This is a genomic window from Amycolatopsis pithecellobii, from assembly GCF_009707865.1.
Lineage (GTDB): Bacteria > Actinomycetota > Actinomycetes > Mycobacteriales > Pseudonocardiaceae > Amycolatopsis_E > Amycolatopsis_E pithecellobii.
On sequence record NZ_WMBA01000010.1, the window covers coordinates 15,011 to 29,911 of the forward strand.

The 14,901-nt window shown below is 66.6% G+C and carries 14 protein-coding genes; 4 read left to right on the top strand and 10 right to left on the bottom strand.

Annotated elements, in window-relative coordinates:
- Window positions 1–65: 65 nt before the first annotated feature.
- The gene (locus tag GKO32_RS09255) at window positions 66–350 is read right to left on the bottom strand and encodes a WhiB family transcriptional regulator (RefSeq protein ID WP_376765940.1); all 285 of its coding nucleotides are present in this window, start codon (window positions 348–350) and stop codon (window positions 66–68) included.
- Between the two features lie 248 nt (window positions 351–598).
- On the opposite strand from GKO32_RS09255, the gene GKO32_RS09260 reads away from it, so the two are divergent.
- Window positions 599–1,366, top strand: coding sequence for a site-2 protease family protein (locus tag GKO32_RS09260; RefSeq protein WP_312867720.1), 768 nt, complete (start codon window positions 599–601; stop codon window positions 1,364–1,366).
- Here GKO32_RS09260 and GKO32_RS09265 read toward each other — a convergent pair.
- The 3 genes from GKO32_RS09265 to mshB are packed head-to-tail and all read right to left on the bottom strand — an operon-like array spanning window position 1,347 to window position 3,161.
- Window positions 1,347–2,045 carry a hypothetical protein gene (locus GKO32_RS09265; protein WP_312867721.1) on the bottom strand — a complete coding sequence of 233 codons (699 nt, stop codon included), beginning with the start codon at window positions 2,043–2,045 and terminating at the stop codon, window positions 1,347–1,349. The two genes, GKO32_RS09260 and GKO32_RS09265, sit on opposite strands and share 20 nt — an antisense overlap.
- Before the next feature lie 4 nt (window positions 2,046–2,049).
- Window positions 2,050–2,430 (bottom strand): hypothetical protein, encoded by a 381-nt coding sequence (locus GKO32_RS09270; protein ID WP_154756386.1) that lies wholly within the window; start codon window positions 2,428–2,430, stop codon window positions 2,050–2,052.
- Window positions 2,427–3,161 (bottom strand): N-acetyl-1-D-myo-inositol-2-amino-2-deoxy-alpha-D-glucopyranoside deacetylase, encoded by a 735-nt coding sequence (gene mshB / locus GKO32_RS09275; protein ID WP_246243395.1) that lies wholly within the window; start codon window positions 3,159–3,161, stop codon window positions 2,427–2,429. Before mshB ends, GKO32_RS09270 begins: the two co-directional genes overlap by 4 nt.
- Here mshB and GKO32_RS09280 point away from each other — a divergent pair.
- Complete coding sequence (locus GKO32_RS09280; RefSeq protein ID WP_246243388.1) at window positions 3,144–5,066, top strand: ABC transporter ATP-binding protein; 1,923 nt, start codon at window positions 3,144–3,146, stop codon at window positions 5,064–5,066. The genes mshB and GKO32_RS09280 overlap by 18 nt on opposite strands.
- Window positions 5,067–5,275: 209 nt before the next feature.
- Here the strand turns inward: GKO32_RS09280 and GKO32_RS09285 are convergent, their stop codons facing one another.
- From GKO32_RS09285 to typA, 5 genes are all read right to left on the bottom strand, one after another.
- Window positions 5,276–6,205 carry an ABC transporter permease gene (locus tag GKO32_RS09285; protein WP_154756388.1) on the bottom strand — a complete coding sequence of 310 codons (930 nt, stop codon included), beginning with the start codon at window positions 6,203–6,205 and terminating at the stop codon, window positions 5,276–5,278.
- A gap of 1 nt (window position 6,206) precedes the next feature.
- Entirely contained in the window at window positions 6,207–7,223 is a 1,017-nt protein-coding gene (locus tag GKO32_RS09290) for an ABC transporter permease (protein WP_154756389.1), read from the bottom strand.
- Between the two features lie 165 nt (window positions 7,224–7,388).
- The gene (locus GKO32_RS09295; protein ID WP_154756390.1) at window positions 7,389–9,182 is read right to left on the bottom strand and encodes an ABC transporter family substrate-binding protein; all 1,794 of its coding nucleotides are present in this window, start codon (window positions 9,180–9,182) and stop codon (window positions 7,389–7,391) included.
- A 193-nt stretch (window positions 9,183–9,375) separates the two neighbouring features.
- The gene (locus tag GKO32_RS09300; RefSeq protein WP_312867722.1) at window positions 9,376–11,097 is read right to left on the bottom strand and encodes an ABC transporter family substrate-binding protein; all 1,722 of its coding nucleotides are present in this window, start codon (window positions 11,095–11,097) and stop codon (window positions 9,376–9,378) included.
- A gap of 184 nt (window positions 11,098–11,281) precedes the next feature.
- Window positions 11,282–13,180 (bottom strand): translational GTPase TypA, encoded by a 1,899-nt coding sequence (gene typA / locus GKO32_RS09305; protein ID WP_312867723.1) that lies wholly within the window; start codon window positions 13,178–13,180, stop codon window positions 11,282–11,284.
- A 141-nt stretch (window positions 13,181–13,321) separates the two neighbouring features.
- Here typA and GKO32_RS39700 point away from each other — a divergent pair, with 141 nt between their 5' ends.
- Window positions 13,322–13,456: a hypothetical protein gene (locus GKO32_RS39700; RefSeq protein WP_281353796.1), complete on the top strand. Its 135-nt coding sequence runs from the start codon at window positions 13,322–13,324 to the stop codon at window positions 13,454–13,456.
- 12 nt (window positions 13,457–13,468) lie between these two features.
- Here the strand turns inward: GKO32_RS39700 and GKO32_RS09310 are convergent, their stop codons facing one another.
- A complete protein-coding gene (locus tag GKO32_RS09310; protein WP_208024336.1) occupies window positions 13,469–13,915 on the bottom strand; it encodes an ester cyclase in 447 nt (148 codons plus the stop codon).
- An 86-nt stretch (window positions 13,916–14,001) separates the two neighbouring features.
- Between GKO32_RS09310 and GKO32_RS09315 the strand changes: the two genes are divergently transcribed.
- Entirely contained in the window at window positions 14,002–14,901 is a 900-nt protein-coding gene (locus GKO32_RS09315; protein ID WP_154756392.1) for a LysR family transcriptional regulator, read from the top strand.

The window sequence follows — 14,901 nt, forward strand, 5'->3', positions numbered from 1 at the left end:
TCTCCCGCCGCTGTCCGAGTTTCCCGTGAGGCGCCACCTTAACGGGTGCCCGCGGGAAACTACTTTCAGACGGCGCGTTTCTTGAGCTTGCGACGCTCCCTTTCGGACAGTCCACCCCAGATGCCGAAGCGTTCGTCGTGGGCCAGGGCGTACTCGAGGCACTCGCCCTTCACTTCACAGCCCTGACAGATCCGCTTGGCCTCGCGGGTAGATCCGCCCTTCTCCGGGAAAAACGCCTCTGGGTCGGTTTGCGCGCACAGCGCGCGGTCCTGCCACTCGGGCGGCTCGGCGGGATCGAAGATGTCGGCGAGCTCGCCCAGTTCGCTGTCCGGGCCCGCTCCCCACTCCACGACCTGCCCCCATTCCCTTCCATCTGCTTCCAACCGCACTTCCGCCTCCTCTGCTTCCACGCACTCCCCAGGCTGGCGGTGTTGAAGCCGCACCCGACGCCCCCTTCCTGCGTCGAATGACAGCAATGTGATTACACCCGTGTAATGCGGCCAGGTCAAGCCGAGTACCGAGTTTGGGGGACCCTGATGCCCAGTCGCGCAAGGGGACACGCCGACAGCGATCCGGACGGATACGACAGACTGTCTTTGTGCAGCGATCAGCGGTCAGACCCAGCCCGGTGTTTTTCGGCATCCTGGCGCTCGCCATCGTCGGCGGGTTGCTTGCGGCTTTCAGCCACGCGGAGACCACGCGCGATCCGATGTTGATCGCGGGCGTGTTCATCCTCGTGGTGGCGGGATGGGCGGTGTCGCTCACCCTGCACGAGTTCGGGCACGCCTTCATCGCCTACCGGGGTGGTGATCATTCCGTCGCGGGCAAGGGCTACCTGAACCTGGATGTCCGGCACTACACGGATCCGGTGCTTTCCCTTGTGCTGCCACTGATTCTGCTCGCGATCGGCGGCATCCCACTGCCCGGTGGCGCGGTGTGGATCAACCGGTGGGCGCTGCGCTCGCGGGCTGTAGCAACCTGGGTGTCGCTGGCGGGACCGTTGAGCAACCTGGTGTTCGGCCTGCTGCTGACGCTCGCGGTGGCCTACATCCCGATGGCCGTCGGGCTCGCGATCGGCTTGTCCTATCTGGCCCTGCTCCAGGTGTTCGCGTTCGTGCTGAACATCCTGCCGATACCGGGACTGGACGGGTTCGGCGCGATCGAGCCGTACCTGGCACCGCAGACGCGCGAATTCGCCGCGAAGGTCCGGCCGTGGGCGCCGCTCGTGCTGTTCGCCTTGCTGTTCGCGGTACCGACCGTCGGCAACGCATTCCAGGACCTGTCGAGCTACATCTACGAAGCCATCGGCGGCAGCCGTCAGGCCGCCTACCTCGGCCAGCTCACCTTCATGTTCTGGCGGCACTGAGCCATCGATCGGCTCGCTTCGCTACGCGTTTGAGGCCGGCGCGCTCCGCCCAGTAGTCGCCTGCCATACCGACGATCGGGAGCATGCCGATGGCGCGCTGGTAGAAACGACCGCGCGGGCGCTTCTCCAGTTCGCCGGACACGGCCAGCAGTGAGCGGCCCATTCGCCACAACGTTCCCGCCACGCTTTTGAGCGTGATCTTGCGGCCCCGCTGTTCACCGAACTCGCCGGCGAGCTCCGCCGTTTCGGCGTCTTCGGTGCGTTCCCGATCCATTCCGGCCGCCAGCGCCGGATCGAGGTCGCGCTGGAACAGCACCCAGCCCAGCAACCGCACCCGCTCGCCGACCTCGTCGATGCCGTGCTCGTCCGCGATCGCACACAGCAGCAGCCCCTGCGCACTCGCGCCGAGCGTTTCCTGGATCGGCAACCGGTCGGCCAGCGCGCCGCCGATGCCCGGGATCGCGGTCACCAGCGCCGTCAGCCGCCCGACGCGGTTGATCCACCAGTCGGTGCGCTGCTCGGTTGACATCGCCGCCCACGCCGCCGACCCTGGCACCTTCACATTGGCCAGGCCCTCCAGCCTGCCCGGCGTGCGCATCGCGCCGACCACGGGCCGTGCCGCGCGCACGAACGGGCGCAGCGCCGCCACAACCTGCCGGTCGGAGATGGCTTCGGCCACGTCATTATTTCCTTCCCGGGGCGGCAAGTGACCCGCCGAGTGCCAGCGCCGCAGGCAGCGCCCCACCCGCGATCAGCAGCAGGGCACGCCAGTCCTGGACCAGTACAAGATCACCGCCTGGCCCCATCAGGCCCAGCACGACAATCGTCAGTACCCACAGCGCCAGCGGGGCAAACGCCGCCCTCGGGTGCACGAGTTTCGCCGCCTGCACCACCAGCAGCGGGGTGGTCACGATCGCGACCACGACGGTGAACGGGACCGGCACCGTGCCACCGATTCGCAGCGGCAGGAAGAAAAGTTCCAGTGTGGCCAACAGGATCGTGTCGACGAGCAGCAACACGAGCAGGCCGCGACGGCGGACGGCAGCGGCTGGTGGTGTCGTCATGCCAGTCCTCCGAACAGGTCAGTCTCGGCACCCGCACGGGGGCCGCGCACCAGGGTGAAGTACTCGGCCTCGCCGATCGGCTGGGCCACCCCATTGGACAGGGCGAACTCCGGCGGGTCGACGGTGACCTGTGTCGCATGGGCGCGCAGGGCCGCGATCTTCGCGTCGAGGTGCGAGCGGATGTCGATCGTGGTGGTGATCTCGGTGGCCGGCGCCTCCGGCGGGAGCACCGCACCGCCCCCGGCGGCGATGTGGAAGACGCGCTTGGCCGTGTCCGCGGCAGCCATGGTGATCTCGTGAGCCCGGATGTGGTCGGGATGGCCGTAGCCGCCGAAGGAGTTGTACGTCACGAGCACATCGGGCCGTACTTCCTCGACGATCGCGCGCAGTTGCTGCGCCTGTTCGTGCAGCGGGCCCGCCGCGAAGGCGCGGGGATGTTTCGCCGCGGCGGTACCTGCCATTCCGGAATCACGCCAGCCCCCGATGCCCCCGAGATACCGGTGCCGGGTGACGCCGAGTTCCCGTAGGGCCGCGGACAGTTCACCCGAGCGGTAACCACCGAGCTGGTCGGCGGCCCACGAACCCAGGCCGGTCAGTTCCGGTGGGATGACTTCGCCTTCCTCGCCGAGTGTGCAGGTCACCAGGACCACGTCGGCGCCCTCGGCTACGTAGCGGGCCATGGTGCCGCCCGTGGTGATGGTTTCGTCGTCGGGATGGGCATGGACCAGCATCAATTTGCGGCTCACATATGCAGAATATTTACCCTGACCAGACCCTTGTTGGTGCATCCTCGGATATCCTCGCGCGAAGTTGCGCTGAACAGCGCGGAACGTTTCCCCCATGAAGGGCCATTGGTGAGCACAGAAACGACGACGGCGAGGCTGGGCGCCTCGGGCTCCGTCCTGTCCATCGCCGATCTCAAGATCACGTTCGCGACCGAGGACGGCATCGTCGAAGCGGTCAAGGGAATCGGCTTCGACGTCAATCCCGGAGAGATCGTCGCAGTCGTCGGTGAGTCTGGTTCAGGCAAGTCCGTGACCTCGATGTCGGTGCTCGGCCTGCTGCCCAAGACCAGCAAGATCGAAGGCGACCTGCGGCTGGATGACCGCGAACTGGTGGGCCTGCGGGACAAGGACATGCGGCGGGTCCGCGGCAATGACATCGCGATGATCTTCCAGGAGCCGATGAGCGCGCTGAACCCCGTGTACACGGTGGGCTGGCAGATCCGCGAGGCACTGCGGGCGCATCAGGACATCTCCCGCGAGGCGGCGGACCGGCGGGCGAGCGAACTGCTCGACATGGTCGGTATCCCGGATCCGGCCGAGCGGTTCAAGCAGTACCCGCACCAGCTTTCCGGTGGTCTGCGGCAGCGGGTGGTGATCGCGATGGCCATTGCCTGCGATCCCAAGGTGATCATCGCCGACGAGCCCACGACCGCGCTCGACGTGACGGTGCAGGCGGAGATCCTTGGCCTGCTGCGCAAGCTGCGGGACACGCTGAACACCGCGATCGTGCTGATCACGCACGACATGGGTGTCGTCGCCGACCTGGCCGACCGGGTCGTGGTGATGTACCAGGGCGAGATCGTGGAACAGGCTCCGGTGCACGAGCTGTTCGCCTCGCCCAAGGAGGACTACACAAGGCGCCTGCTGGCTGCGGTGCCGGTGCTCGGGCAGCGCCCGGCCGGTCGTCGCCTGCTGGACGACGCACCGCTGGAGATGGATGCCGAAGAGGCGGCGAAGGTCGCCGAGGAGATCCGCATCGCCGACGCCGAACTGGAGTCGCAGATCGAGACCGGTGCGCCTGCGCTGGAGATCAAGGATCTGGTGCTGGAGTACCCCGGCCGGCGCGGGCAGGCCAAGAACCGTGCGGTGGACGGGGTTTCGCTGCACATCAACAAGGGCGAAATCCTCGGTCTCGTGGGCGAGTCGGGTTCCGGCAAGTCGACCGTCGGCCGTTGCGCGATCCGGCTGTTGAAGCCCACGCAAGGCACGGTTTCCGTCGCGGGGCGGGACATCACCAAACTGTCCACAAAGGAACTGCGCCCACTGCGGCGGTACTTCTCCATCGTGTTCCAGGACCCGGCCTCCACCCTGGACCCGAAAATGACCATCGGCGAATCGATCGCGGAGCCGATGGTGCTACACAAGATGTTCGGCGGTAAAGAACTCAACGATCGCGTAGTGTCCCTTTTGGACAAGGTTGAGCTTTCGGGGCACTATCGCAACCGATACCCACACGAACTCTCCGGCGGTCAGCGCCAGCGCGTCTCGATCGCCCGTGCACTGTCCCTGGACCCGCAACTGCTGATCGCGGACGAGCCGACGTCGGCGCTCGATGTCTCGGTGCAGGCGCGGGTGCTGGATCTGTTCCTGGGGTTGCAGCAAACTCTGGGTTTCGCGTGCCTGTTCATCAGCCACGATCTGGCTGTGGTCGACCTGCTGGCCGACCGGGTCGCGGTGATGCAACACGGCAAACTTGTCGAGGTCGGCGATCGTGACAAGGTGCTGCACAACCCGGAGCAGGAATACACAAGGCGGCTGTTGTCCGCAGCGCCGGTGGCGGACCCAGTCCTGCAAGCCGAACGCCGAGCAGCCTGGGAAGCCGGCAAACTAGCCCCAGTAACAACAGACTGACCCCGCGAGTTGCGCGTTCCATGCGCGCGAGTCGCACGTTGCGTGCGCGCGAGTCGCGCGTTGCGTGCGCGCGAGTCGCGCGTTGCGTGCGCGCGAGTCGCGCGTTGCGTGCGCGCGAGTCGCGCGTTGCGTGCGCACGGAACGTACAACTCGGACGAGCGCAGCGCGCAACTCGCGCGACGGGAACGTGCAACTCGCGCGGTATTCCTTCAGGCCTTCATCCGGCGTTGCCGTGGGTCGAAGGCGTCACGCAAACCGTCACCGATGAAGTTGATCGACAGTGAGATCAGCACCAGGACGATGAACGGCCCGAAGAACAGCCACGGGCGGCCCTGCACCTGGGCGTAGTTCTCCAGGATGATCCGGCCCAGTGAGGTGTCCGGCGGTTGGACACCGAGGCCGATGAAGCTCAGTGCGGCTTCGACCAGCACCGCCTGTGCCACCGCCAGTGTCGCGTTCACCGTGATGCTGCCGACCATGTTGGGCACCAGGTGCCGGAAGATGATCCGCGGGGTCCCGGCACCCGCGGCACGCGCCGCTTCGATGAATTCTCGTTGCGAGAGTGCCATCGCTTCGGCCCGGGTGATCCGGGCGATCGGCATCCACGCGAACAGGGCCAGGACCAGCGCGACGACGAACCAGCTGCCGTGCCCGAAGACCTTCGCCATGATCGCGGCGGCCGCGATCTGCGGGACGATCAGGAACAAGTCGGTGAGCCGCGACAGCCCTGAGTCCGCGAAACCACGCAGGTAGCCGGCGACCGAGCCGAACACCACGCCGACAAATGTGCCCACAATGGACACCACGACCGCGATCAGCAGCGAGAACTGGGTGCCGCGCAGGATCTGCGACACCATGTCCTTGCCGACCTGGGTGGTGCCGAGCGGGAACTCACCACTGGGCTTCGCGAACGACGGAAAGCTCGCGTCCTCGTACTTGTGCGCCCAAAAAATCGGCATGATCACCGCGAGCAATACGAGGAGCGCGAGCACCACAGTCGACACCATGGCGAGCTTGTGCCGCAGGAACTTCCGCAACACCAGCCGCCCCTGGCTGACCGGCTGTGGAAGTGCCTCAGGGGGCAGGGTGCCTTCGCGTTGAGCGGCCGAGGCCGCCTCGCCGGCAATCAGGGAGTTCATGTCAGCCAACGCGAATCCTCGGGTCCATGATGCCGTAGAGCAGGTCGGCGATGAGGTTGGCGACCACCACCATCACGGCGACGACCACCAGCCAGCCCATCAACGTACTGGGGTCAAGGCGGTTCACCGAATCGACGAGCAGTGTGCCCATCCCGTGCCAGTTGAACACGGTCTCCGTGATGATCGCGCCGGTCAGCACCTGAGCGAAGTTCACCGAGAACAGGGTGGCGACGGGGATCAGCGCGTTCCGGAAGGCATGCCGGAAAATCACGCGTGAGCCCGAAATACCCTTGGCCCGTGCGGTCCGCACGTAATCCTGGCTCAGCGTTTCCAGCATCGAAGCGCGCTGGAACCGGCTGTACGCGGCGAAACTGATCGCCATGATCGACAACGTGGGCAGCAGATACGCACCCGAGTATTTCGCCAGGAAATCCCCGAACCCGGTCGAGTGGAGGTTTTCCGGGCTTGTCGTGCGCAGCCACGGATTACCCAGCCAGTCGGTCAGCCCGAGATCACGCACCCAGCCGTTGACCTGGATCGCGTAGGTCTTCAAGACCACCGCAACACAGAAGATCGGCATCGAGAACAGGAAGAAAGCCAATGTGGTGGCGATGTAGTCGACGATCGAGTACTGCTTGACCGCCGCCAGCACGCCCACCGCGACACCGACGATCAACGCGAGGATCTCCGCACCGATCACCAGCTTGATGGTGACGTCGAAGGCGCCCATGACCTTCGGGAACACCGGCTGCATGGCGTTGCCCTGTGCGACCGACACACCCCAGTCACCGGTCAGGAAGTGCCCCAGCCAGTGGAAGTACCGAGGGATGATCGGCAGGTCCAGACCAAGCTGCTGCGCGGTCTGCGCGATCGCGTCGGGGTTGATGTTCGGGCGGCCCCGCAGCTCGGCCAGCGGATCCCCGGCTGCCGAGATCATGACGAACACCAGGAAGGTCCCGACGAACAACACCGGGATCGAGATCGCCAGCCGGCGAAGAATGTAGATGACCAGATTCAACGAGATTGCTCCTCATCCGGGCCTGGCCGGAAGTATGCAGCCGTGCCCGTGTCCACCGTAGTGGGGGTCTCCCAACGGTCGACAGCTACTTCCGGAGGGAGTCCGGGGGCCAGGGAGATCATGCCCCAGCCCCCGGACTCCACCAGGGTCACGCCGAGCGGAAGATCACTTCTTCTGCTCCCACTCACCGACGTTCCACAGCGCGCCGTTGTAGGACTGCATGTACACCTTGTCGATGCCCTGGAAAGCCCACATCGACGGGGTGGCGAACAGCGGCAGGGACGCGTAGTCGCTCGCGATCTGCTTGTCGACCTGCTTGTACAGCTGCGTCGCGCCCGCTTCGTCCGTGGCGACAACGGCCTGCTTGAACAGGTCGTCGACCTTCGGGTCGCTGTAGGCCTGCCAGTTCTGGGCACCACCGGTCGAGTACAGCGGCTGCGACTGCGACTTGAACGGCGGCTGCGACCAGCCGAACAGGGCGACGTCCCAGTTACCCGTGCTGACCCGGCCACCGCTGAGGAACGTGGGGTCGTTGTCGTTCTTGATCTCGATACCCGCGGCCTTGGCCTGCGACTGGATGATCTCCACCGTCTGGTCGCGCCGGGTGTTGTTGTTGTGCGAGATCGTCAAAGAGAAACGCTGACCATTCTTCTGGTAGATACCATCCGCGCCCAGCGTCCAGCCGTCGGCTTCCAGCGTCTTCTTCGCGTCGGCGGCACCGGTGCCCGCGGTCGTGCCGTAGCCGGCATCCTCGTAACCGGACTCCGCCGGGGTGTAGATCAAGCTGTTGTCCGGCGCGACATCCGCCTGCACTTCCTTGAGCAGCTTGTCGGTGACCTCGGTGCGGTTGATCACCTGGAAAAGCGCCTTGCGCGCGGCCAGATCCTTGAGGATGGCGTTCTTGTAGTTCATGTCCAGGTGCTCGTAGGTCAGCTGCGGCGCCGAACCGTAGGTCACACCCTGCGCCGACAGGCCCTTGAGCGTGGTCGCGGCGGTGGCGTCCGGCTGGGTCGAGGCGACGACCTGGATCTCACCGTTCTGCAACGCCGTGGCCATGGCCTTGGTGTCGGAGAACTTCTTCACGATGACCGTGTCCGGGCCGCCCTTGCCGCCGGCCCAGTTCGGGTTCTTCTTGAGGGTGACCGCGCCCTGGTTCTCGTCGAACGCGGAGATCATGTACGGGCCCGAAGCCGGCATGATCGAGGCGTTGAAGCCCTTCCAGCCATTGGTCCAGAAGTCACCGGCCTTCTTGAGCAGGGCCGGGTCGCTGGTCGGCGTCAGCTTCGTGATGTCCGGGATGCCGGTCTGCTGTTCGAGGACGTGCGCCGGGAGCAGCTGCGCGCTGTCGAAGAGGCCCTTGTAGTCGACATAGGGCTGGGTGAACGTGGCGACAAAGGTCTGGTCATCGACGCATTTGGCGTCGCTGATCAGGTCGTAACCCGAGGTGGACGCGGCGTTGAAGTCCTTGACCTTGCCGCTACCGGACAGCCAGCCGAGGTAGTAGTCCTTGCAGCTCCACGGCGCGCCGTCGGACCACTTGATGCCCGGCTTGAGCTTGTAGGTGACGGTGTACGGGCTCGTGGAGGTCACGTCCCAGGAGTCGAGCACATCGTTGTTCAGCAACACTTTGTTGTTGCCGTCGAGCACGTTCGAACCGGCGAGGACGGCGGTGATGACGTAGTTGTTGTACGAGGTGTTGCTGTCCGGAGTCTGGTTGTTGTAGGCCGAGTAGGCGTCATCGATGCCCACCGTGACCGGCCCGGGCCAGCTCGGAACGTTGCCCAGTTTGTAGGTGCCGGCACTGGCGTTTTCCGCCTTGCCGACCGCCATGCTCTTGATGTCGGAGCTCGAACCGTTCTGGTCCGTGCCACCACTTCCGCTGCCGCCACTGCAGGCGCTCAGCACGAGCGCGGCAGCCGCGGCCACGGTGACGGCCGAAGCTGCTTTCCATGTCCTCATGTACGTGTGCCCTCCTAGCACTGGGCGATACGCCCACACCGCTCCTGCGCGTTAAGCGGGAGCTTATGTCACACCTAAGGCGCGCATCGGCGCACTGCCGTGGAACGGTAGAAAGTTGTGCACAAAGAGTCACGATTATGAGAACGATTGTGACCAAAGGGTGACTTCCGTCTAACATGCGGACACTCGTTGGTTACTTGCCGCCACGCGTCCAATTTACGGCTGACCCAAACGGCCCAGCCATGGGCGGACCTGGTGTGACACCGGAAATACCACTTCCGATCGCGAGCGTGTCCGCGAGCTGGAACAGCGGAATCACCGTATGTTGCGCCCACAATTTGGGCTCGAGTTCGGCTAGTGCGTCCGCCAATTTCTTCTGCCCCGACAGTGCCTCGTCGATTGTCGGCTGCACCGCGGAATCGCAAACCGCCGCGGGATTGGCCGGGACCACGGGCGCTGTCGTAGTTACCGCGTGCTCGCCGGGGCGGCAGCCGAAAGTCGAGGCGAGCACGGTCGCCGGGTCGCCGCCCGCCGGCATCGGCGTGATGGCGATGTCCACGGCCACGCTGCCGGAACCGTCCCCGGTCGGCTGCCCGGTCGCGCTGACCGGCATCGCCAGCAGATTCGAGAACAGGTTCCGTGGCTCCGGGTTGATGGTGGTGACCTGCACCCCGGCCGCGGTGAGCTGCCGCGCGAGTTCCTTCGCGATCCGCGCGTAGGGCTCCAGCTGCCCTGGCGAGGCGATGACGAGCGAGAGTGGCTTGCCGTTCTTGCGCCAGCTACCGGCTTCCTGGGTGTACCCGGCGCGCTGCAACAACGAGGCCGCGTTCGCCGGGTCGGGCGCGGACACGTTGGCGGGGATCGTGGCGGCGTATCCCGGCACGGAGGGCGCGAGCACCTGGGCGTCGGCACGCAACCCGGCCGACGGGCCACCGGCGGTGCCTTCGTCGATGAGCTTGTTCCGGTCGATCAGGCCGGCGATCGCGGCGCGCACGTTGTCGTCGACCAGCGCGCTGTTCACCGGGCGCAGCAACACATCCGCCAGCCGCGGGCTCGCCACCGTGTGCAGCTGCAGCCCGGGACCGATGTCCTGCAACAACTTCACGCCGGTCGCGTCGGTCCGCGACATCACGAATTGCTCGTTGCCGCTGCGCAAAGCGGCTGCCAGCCCCGCCGCGTCGGACCGCCGCAGCACGATCTGGTCGATGGCGGCCGGCTTGTCCCAGTACCGGTCGTTGCGCTCGAGGATGACCTCACCGCGCGCGGTGTCGAGCTGCTTGATCGAAAACGGTCCGCCGTAGGCCGGGAAACTGCCCTGCAACGCCCCTTGCCAGCCACCGGGCGCGTCCTTCAACAGGTGCTGTGGCAACAGGTCGGAGAACAACGTGCGCCAGCCGGGGTAGGGCTGGGAGAACGTCACCTGGACGCCCTTGCCGCCCTCGCTCGGCTGGATGTTGGAGATGAGCCGGTACCCGGCGGGCTCGACGACACCGGGCTGATTGCGCATCGCGTCGGCCAGATAGACGAAATCCTCGACCGCGATCGGGGCGCCATCGGACCATGAAGCGTCCGGCCGGATCTCGTAGGTGACCGTGAACGGCGCCTCCGAAGTCACCGTCGCCGATCGCATCAACGTGGTGTCGAGCTCGTACTGCCCGTCATCGGTCTGGCGGAACACCGAAGGCAACAGCAGTTGCGAAAGCGCCTTGGTGATCGTCGACTGGTCGGCCAGGTTATGCGGGTTGTAGCCGCCCACGATGTCGTCCACGCCGACCACGATCTGTGACGGGCTGGGTGGCGCGGAGGTCGTGGACGCGACGGGCGAGGGCGCGATGGGTGGCGGTGGTGTCGAGGTGCACGCGGTGAGCACGGCAGCGAGCACCAGCGTCAGTGCCGCTGCTCTGCTTGTCCGCACACTGCCTCCCCAGGCGCTGAGCCCACGATGCTGCCACAAGGCCGGTAGCCGCTCTACTGGCTTTTGCGCCGCTGGTTACCACGCTCAACGGGCACCGTATCGGGTGGACGTGCGCCACCCGGATGGGGTTCCTCTTCACTCGGGAGCCTGCCCGCCCGGACCGGAAGGCAGGCTCCCCGGGCAGCTATCGGCTCAGGCTCCTGGCCCGCGACCGCTCCTTGGCGCGCTGGCTGCTGTCGAGTGTCACCTTGCGTACCCGGACGACGTCCGGCGCCACCTCGACACATTCGTCGACGGCACAGAACTCCAGGGCCTCTTCCAGGCCCAGCTTGCGCGGACGGGCAAGCCGTTCGAGCTCGTCACCGGTGGACGAGCGCATGTTGGTGAGCTTCTTCTCCTTGGTGATGTTGATGTCGAGGTCCTCGGCGCGCGGGTTTTCCCCGACCACCATGCCCTCGTACACCTCCGCGCCCGGCTCGACGAAGAACGTGCCGCGGTCGGCGAGCTGGATCATCGCGTACGCGGTGATCGGGCCGGAGCGGTCGGCCACCAGTGAGCCCGTGTGCCGGGTGCGGATCTCGCCCGCCCACGGGAAGTAGCCCTCGAACACGTGGTTCGCGATACCGGTGCCACGGGTCTCGGTGAGGAAGTCGGTGCGGAAGCCGATCAGGCCACGCGCGGGCAGCACGTACTCGAGCCGGACCCGGCCGGTTCCGTTGCCGCCCATGTGTTCCATGCGTCCCTTGCGAGCCGCCATGAGCTGCGTGATCGAGCCGAGATACTCCTCGGGCGAGTCGACCGTCAGCCGTTCGAACGGCTCGTGCAACTTGCCGTCGATGGTGCGGGTGACCACCTGCGGCTTGCCGACGGTCAGTTCGAAACCTTCGCGGCGCATCTGCTCGACGAGGATCGCCAGCGCCAGCTCGCCACGACCCTGGACCTCCCAGGTGTCCGGCCGCTCGGTGGGCAGCACCTTGATGCTGACGTTGCCGACGAGCTCCTGGTCGAGCCGCGCCCGCACCAGGCGCGCGGTGACCTTGTCGCCGCCGTTGCGCCCGGCCAGCGGCGAGGTGTTCACGCCGATGGTCATCGAGATCGCGGGCTCGTCGACGGTGATCCTGGGCAGCGCCTCGGGATTGTCGGCGTCGGCGAGCGTGTCGCCGATCGTGATATCCGGAATTCCCGCGATGGCAACAAGATCACCCGCCGCTGCCTCCTGCGCCGGCACGCGTTCGAGCGCCTCGGTGATCAGCAGTTCGGAGATGCGGACCGACTGGGTGGAGCCGTCTTCGCGCAGCCAGGCCACGGTCTGGCCCTTGCGCAACCGGCCAGAGTGGATGCGGATGAGCGCGATGCGGCCGAGGAAGTTCGACGCGTCGAGGTTGGTCACCAACGCGCGCAGTGGGCCGTCGACGTCCGCGGCGGGCGGCGGAACGTGCTGCAGCAGCGTGTCGAACAGCGGGTCGAGGTTCTCGCTCGCGGGCAGCTCACCGTCACCGGGCTGTTCCAGACTGGCACGACCCGCCCGCGCCGACGCGTACACGACCGGCAGGTCGAGGACCGCGTCCAAATCGGCGTCCTCGATGTCCCCGGCCAGGTCCAGCAGCAGGTCGTGGGTTTCCTCGACGACCTCGGCGATCCGGGCGTCGGGGCGGTCGACCTTGTTGACCACCAGCACCACCGGCAGGCCGGCTTCGAGCGTCTTGCGCAGCACGAACCGGGTCTGCGGCAGCGGCCCCTCGCTGGCGTCGACCAGGAGCACGACACCGTCGACCATCGCCAGGCCACGCTCGACCTCACCGCCGAAGTCGGCGTGGCCAGGGGTGTCGATGACGTTGATGGTGACCGCACCGTCCGGGGTCTGCCGGTGGATCGCGGTGTTCTTGGCCAGGATGGTGATGCCCTTTTCGCGCTCGAGCTCACCGGAGTCCATGACGCGGTCGACGAGCTCCGCTCGCTCGGCGAAGGCGCCGGACTGGCGGAGCATGGCGTCGACCAACGTGGTCTTGCCGTGGTCGACGTGCGCCACGATTGCTACGTTGCGGAGGTCCGTGCGGACCTTCTCGGCGGTTGCTGCGGGCACGCGAGGGCTCCTGGTGTGAAGAGGTCTGAGGGAGACGCCGGAGCCGGCTCTGGCCACGGACAGTCCAACCCAGGATACCTTTGGCCTCTCTGTGACCAGCGCCACGCTCACCAACCGATTAGGTTCGCCTAACCTAAACCGGTGAGCAAGGACCCGCAGGCCGTCGTGCGGCGGCTCATCAAGGCCGGCAAGGTGAAGAAGAAATGCTGCCGGTCTTCGAGCCGGTGCAAGAAATGTCCCGTCCTTGCACTGAAGAGGGCGAAGGCCGCCGCCTGAAAGACTTCACGGTCAGTTTCCTTCGGCACCAAGCCGGCGCAACAGACTGCGGTTGTCCGTGCGTACCCACTCCTCGATGAGGCGTCCCTCGTTGTCGAAACGGAAAATGTTAATCAGGTCGAACACGATGCGCTCCCCGTTGGGCGGCAGCGGACCGGCCGGTGACTGGGTGAACTCGCGGACGAACGTGCCTTCGATCCACGTCTGGCAGGCCAGCGTGTCGCCTTCGGCCACCACGATGCCGCGCCGGATCGAACGGTTGTCGAAAGCGTCGCGCAGCGAACCGAAGTAAGCGGAGAGCCCGGCGTAGTCGGATTCGAAGCCGTCCGGCCCGTGGAAGCGGAACTTCTCCACATCGAAATACGTCGCCGCCTCGGCGAGGTCCTCTCCGGATACCTCCAGCTCACCGGCTCGGATCAGGCGCGCCACGAGTTGGTCCCGAGTGAATTGTGCTGTCATACGACCAGCCTGCCCTCGCTCAGCCATGCGGTCCAATGATGGTCCGGCACCACTTCCATGACGAGCACGCATGTAGCCTGCTCGCCATGGCCGAGTTCACCCTGACCGGGCTCCGGGTCGTGCAGCAGGTCGCCGCAGCGGGTTCGTTCACCCGAGCCGCCGAGCTACTCGGCTACACGCAATCGGCCATCTCACGCCAGGTCGCGGCGATGGAGACCGCGGCCGGAGCGCCGATCTTCGACCGCAGCCGGCGAGGCGTGGCGCTCACCCCGGCAGGCCAGGTGCTCGTCCGGCACGCGACCGAGATCCTCGCCGACCTGGCGGCGACCGAACTGGAGCTCGCCGGCCTGCGCGACCGGCTCGCGGGGCGCCTCACGATCGGCGCCTATCCCACCGCCGCCATGGCACTGGTCCCGCGAGCGATGGCGCAGGTGATCTCCGGCCATCCCGGACTCGCCATCGTCCTGGCGGAAGCCTCGACACCCGCCCTCCTCCGCCGGCTACGGGCGGGCCGGCTGGACGTCGCGGTCATCGGCGTCGGCCATGGTCTGCCGGACTACGACCTGAGCGAACTCCGGCAGACCACAGTGCGGAAAGGTGATCTTCTGGTGATTGTCCCGGACGCACACCGCTTCGCGGAGCGCGTCACCGTAGCCGACCTTGCGCAGGAGCGTTGGATCGCGGGGGACGGCGCGACCGGGGAACCGCAGTTCGGCGCGTGGCCCACCCTGGCGGACCCCCACATCGCCCACACCGCGCGCAGTTGGCCGACACGCCTCGGTCTGGTCGCGGCCGGCCTTGGCATCACGGTGATGCCCAGCCTGGCCCGGCCAGTCCTGCCGGCAGGCGTGCGAGCCGTGGCCGTCACCGACGACCACTGGCCCGGCCGCGCGACCGTCGCGGTGACCCGGCCGCGCCCCTCCGCGCAGGCACAGGCGATCGTGGCGGCCCTGCGTGATCAGGCCGCGGCTCTCGACGACGCCTGA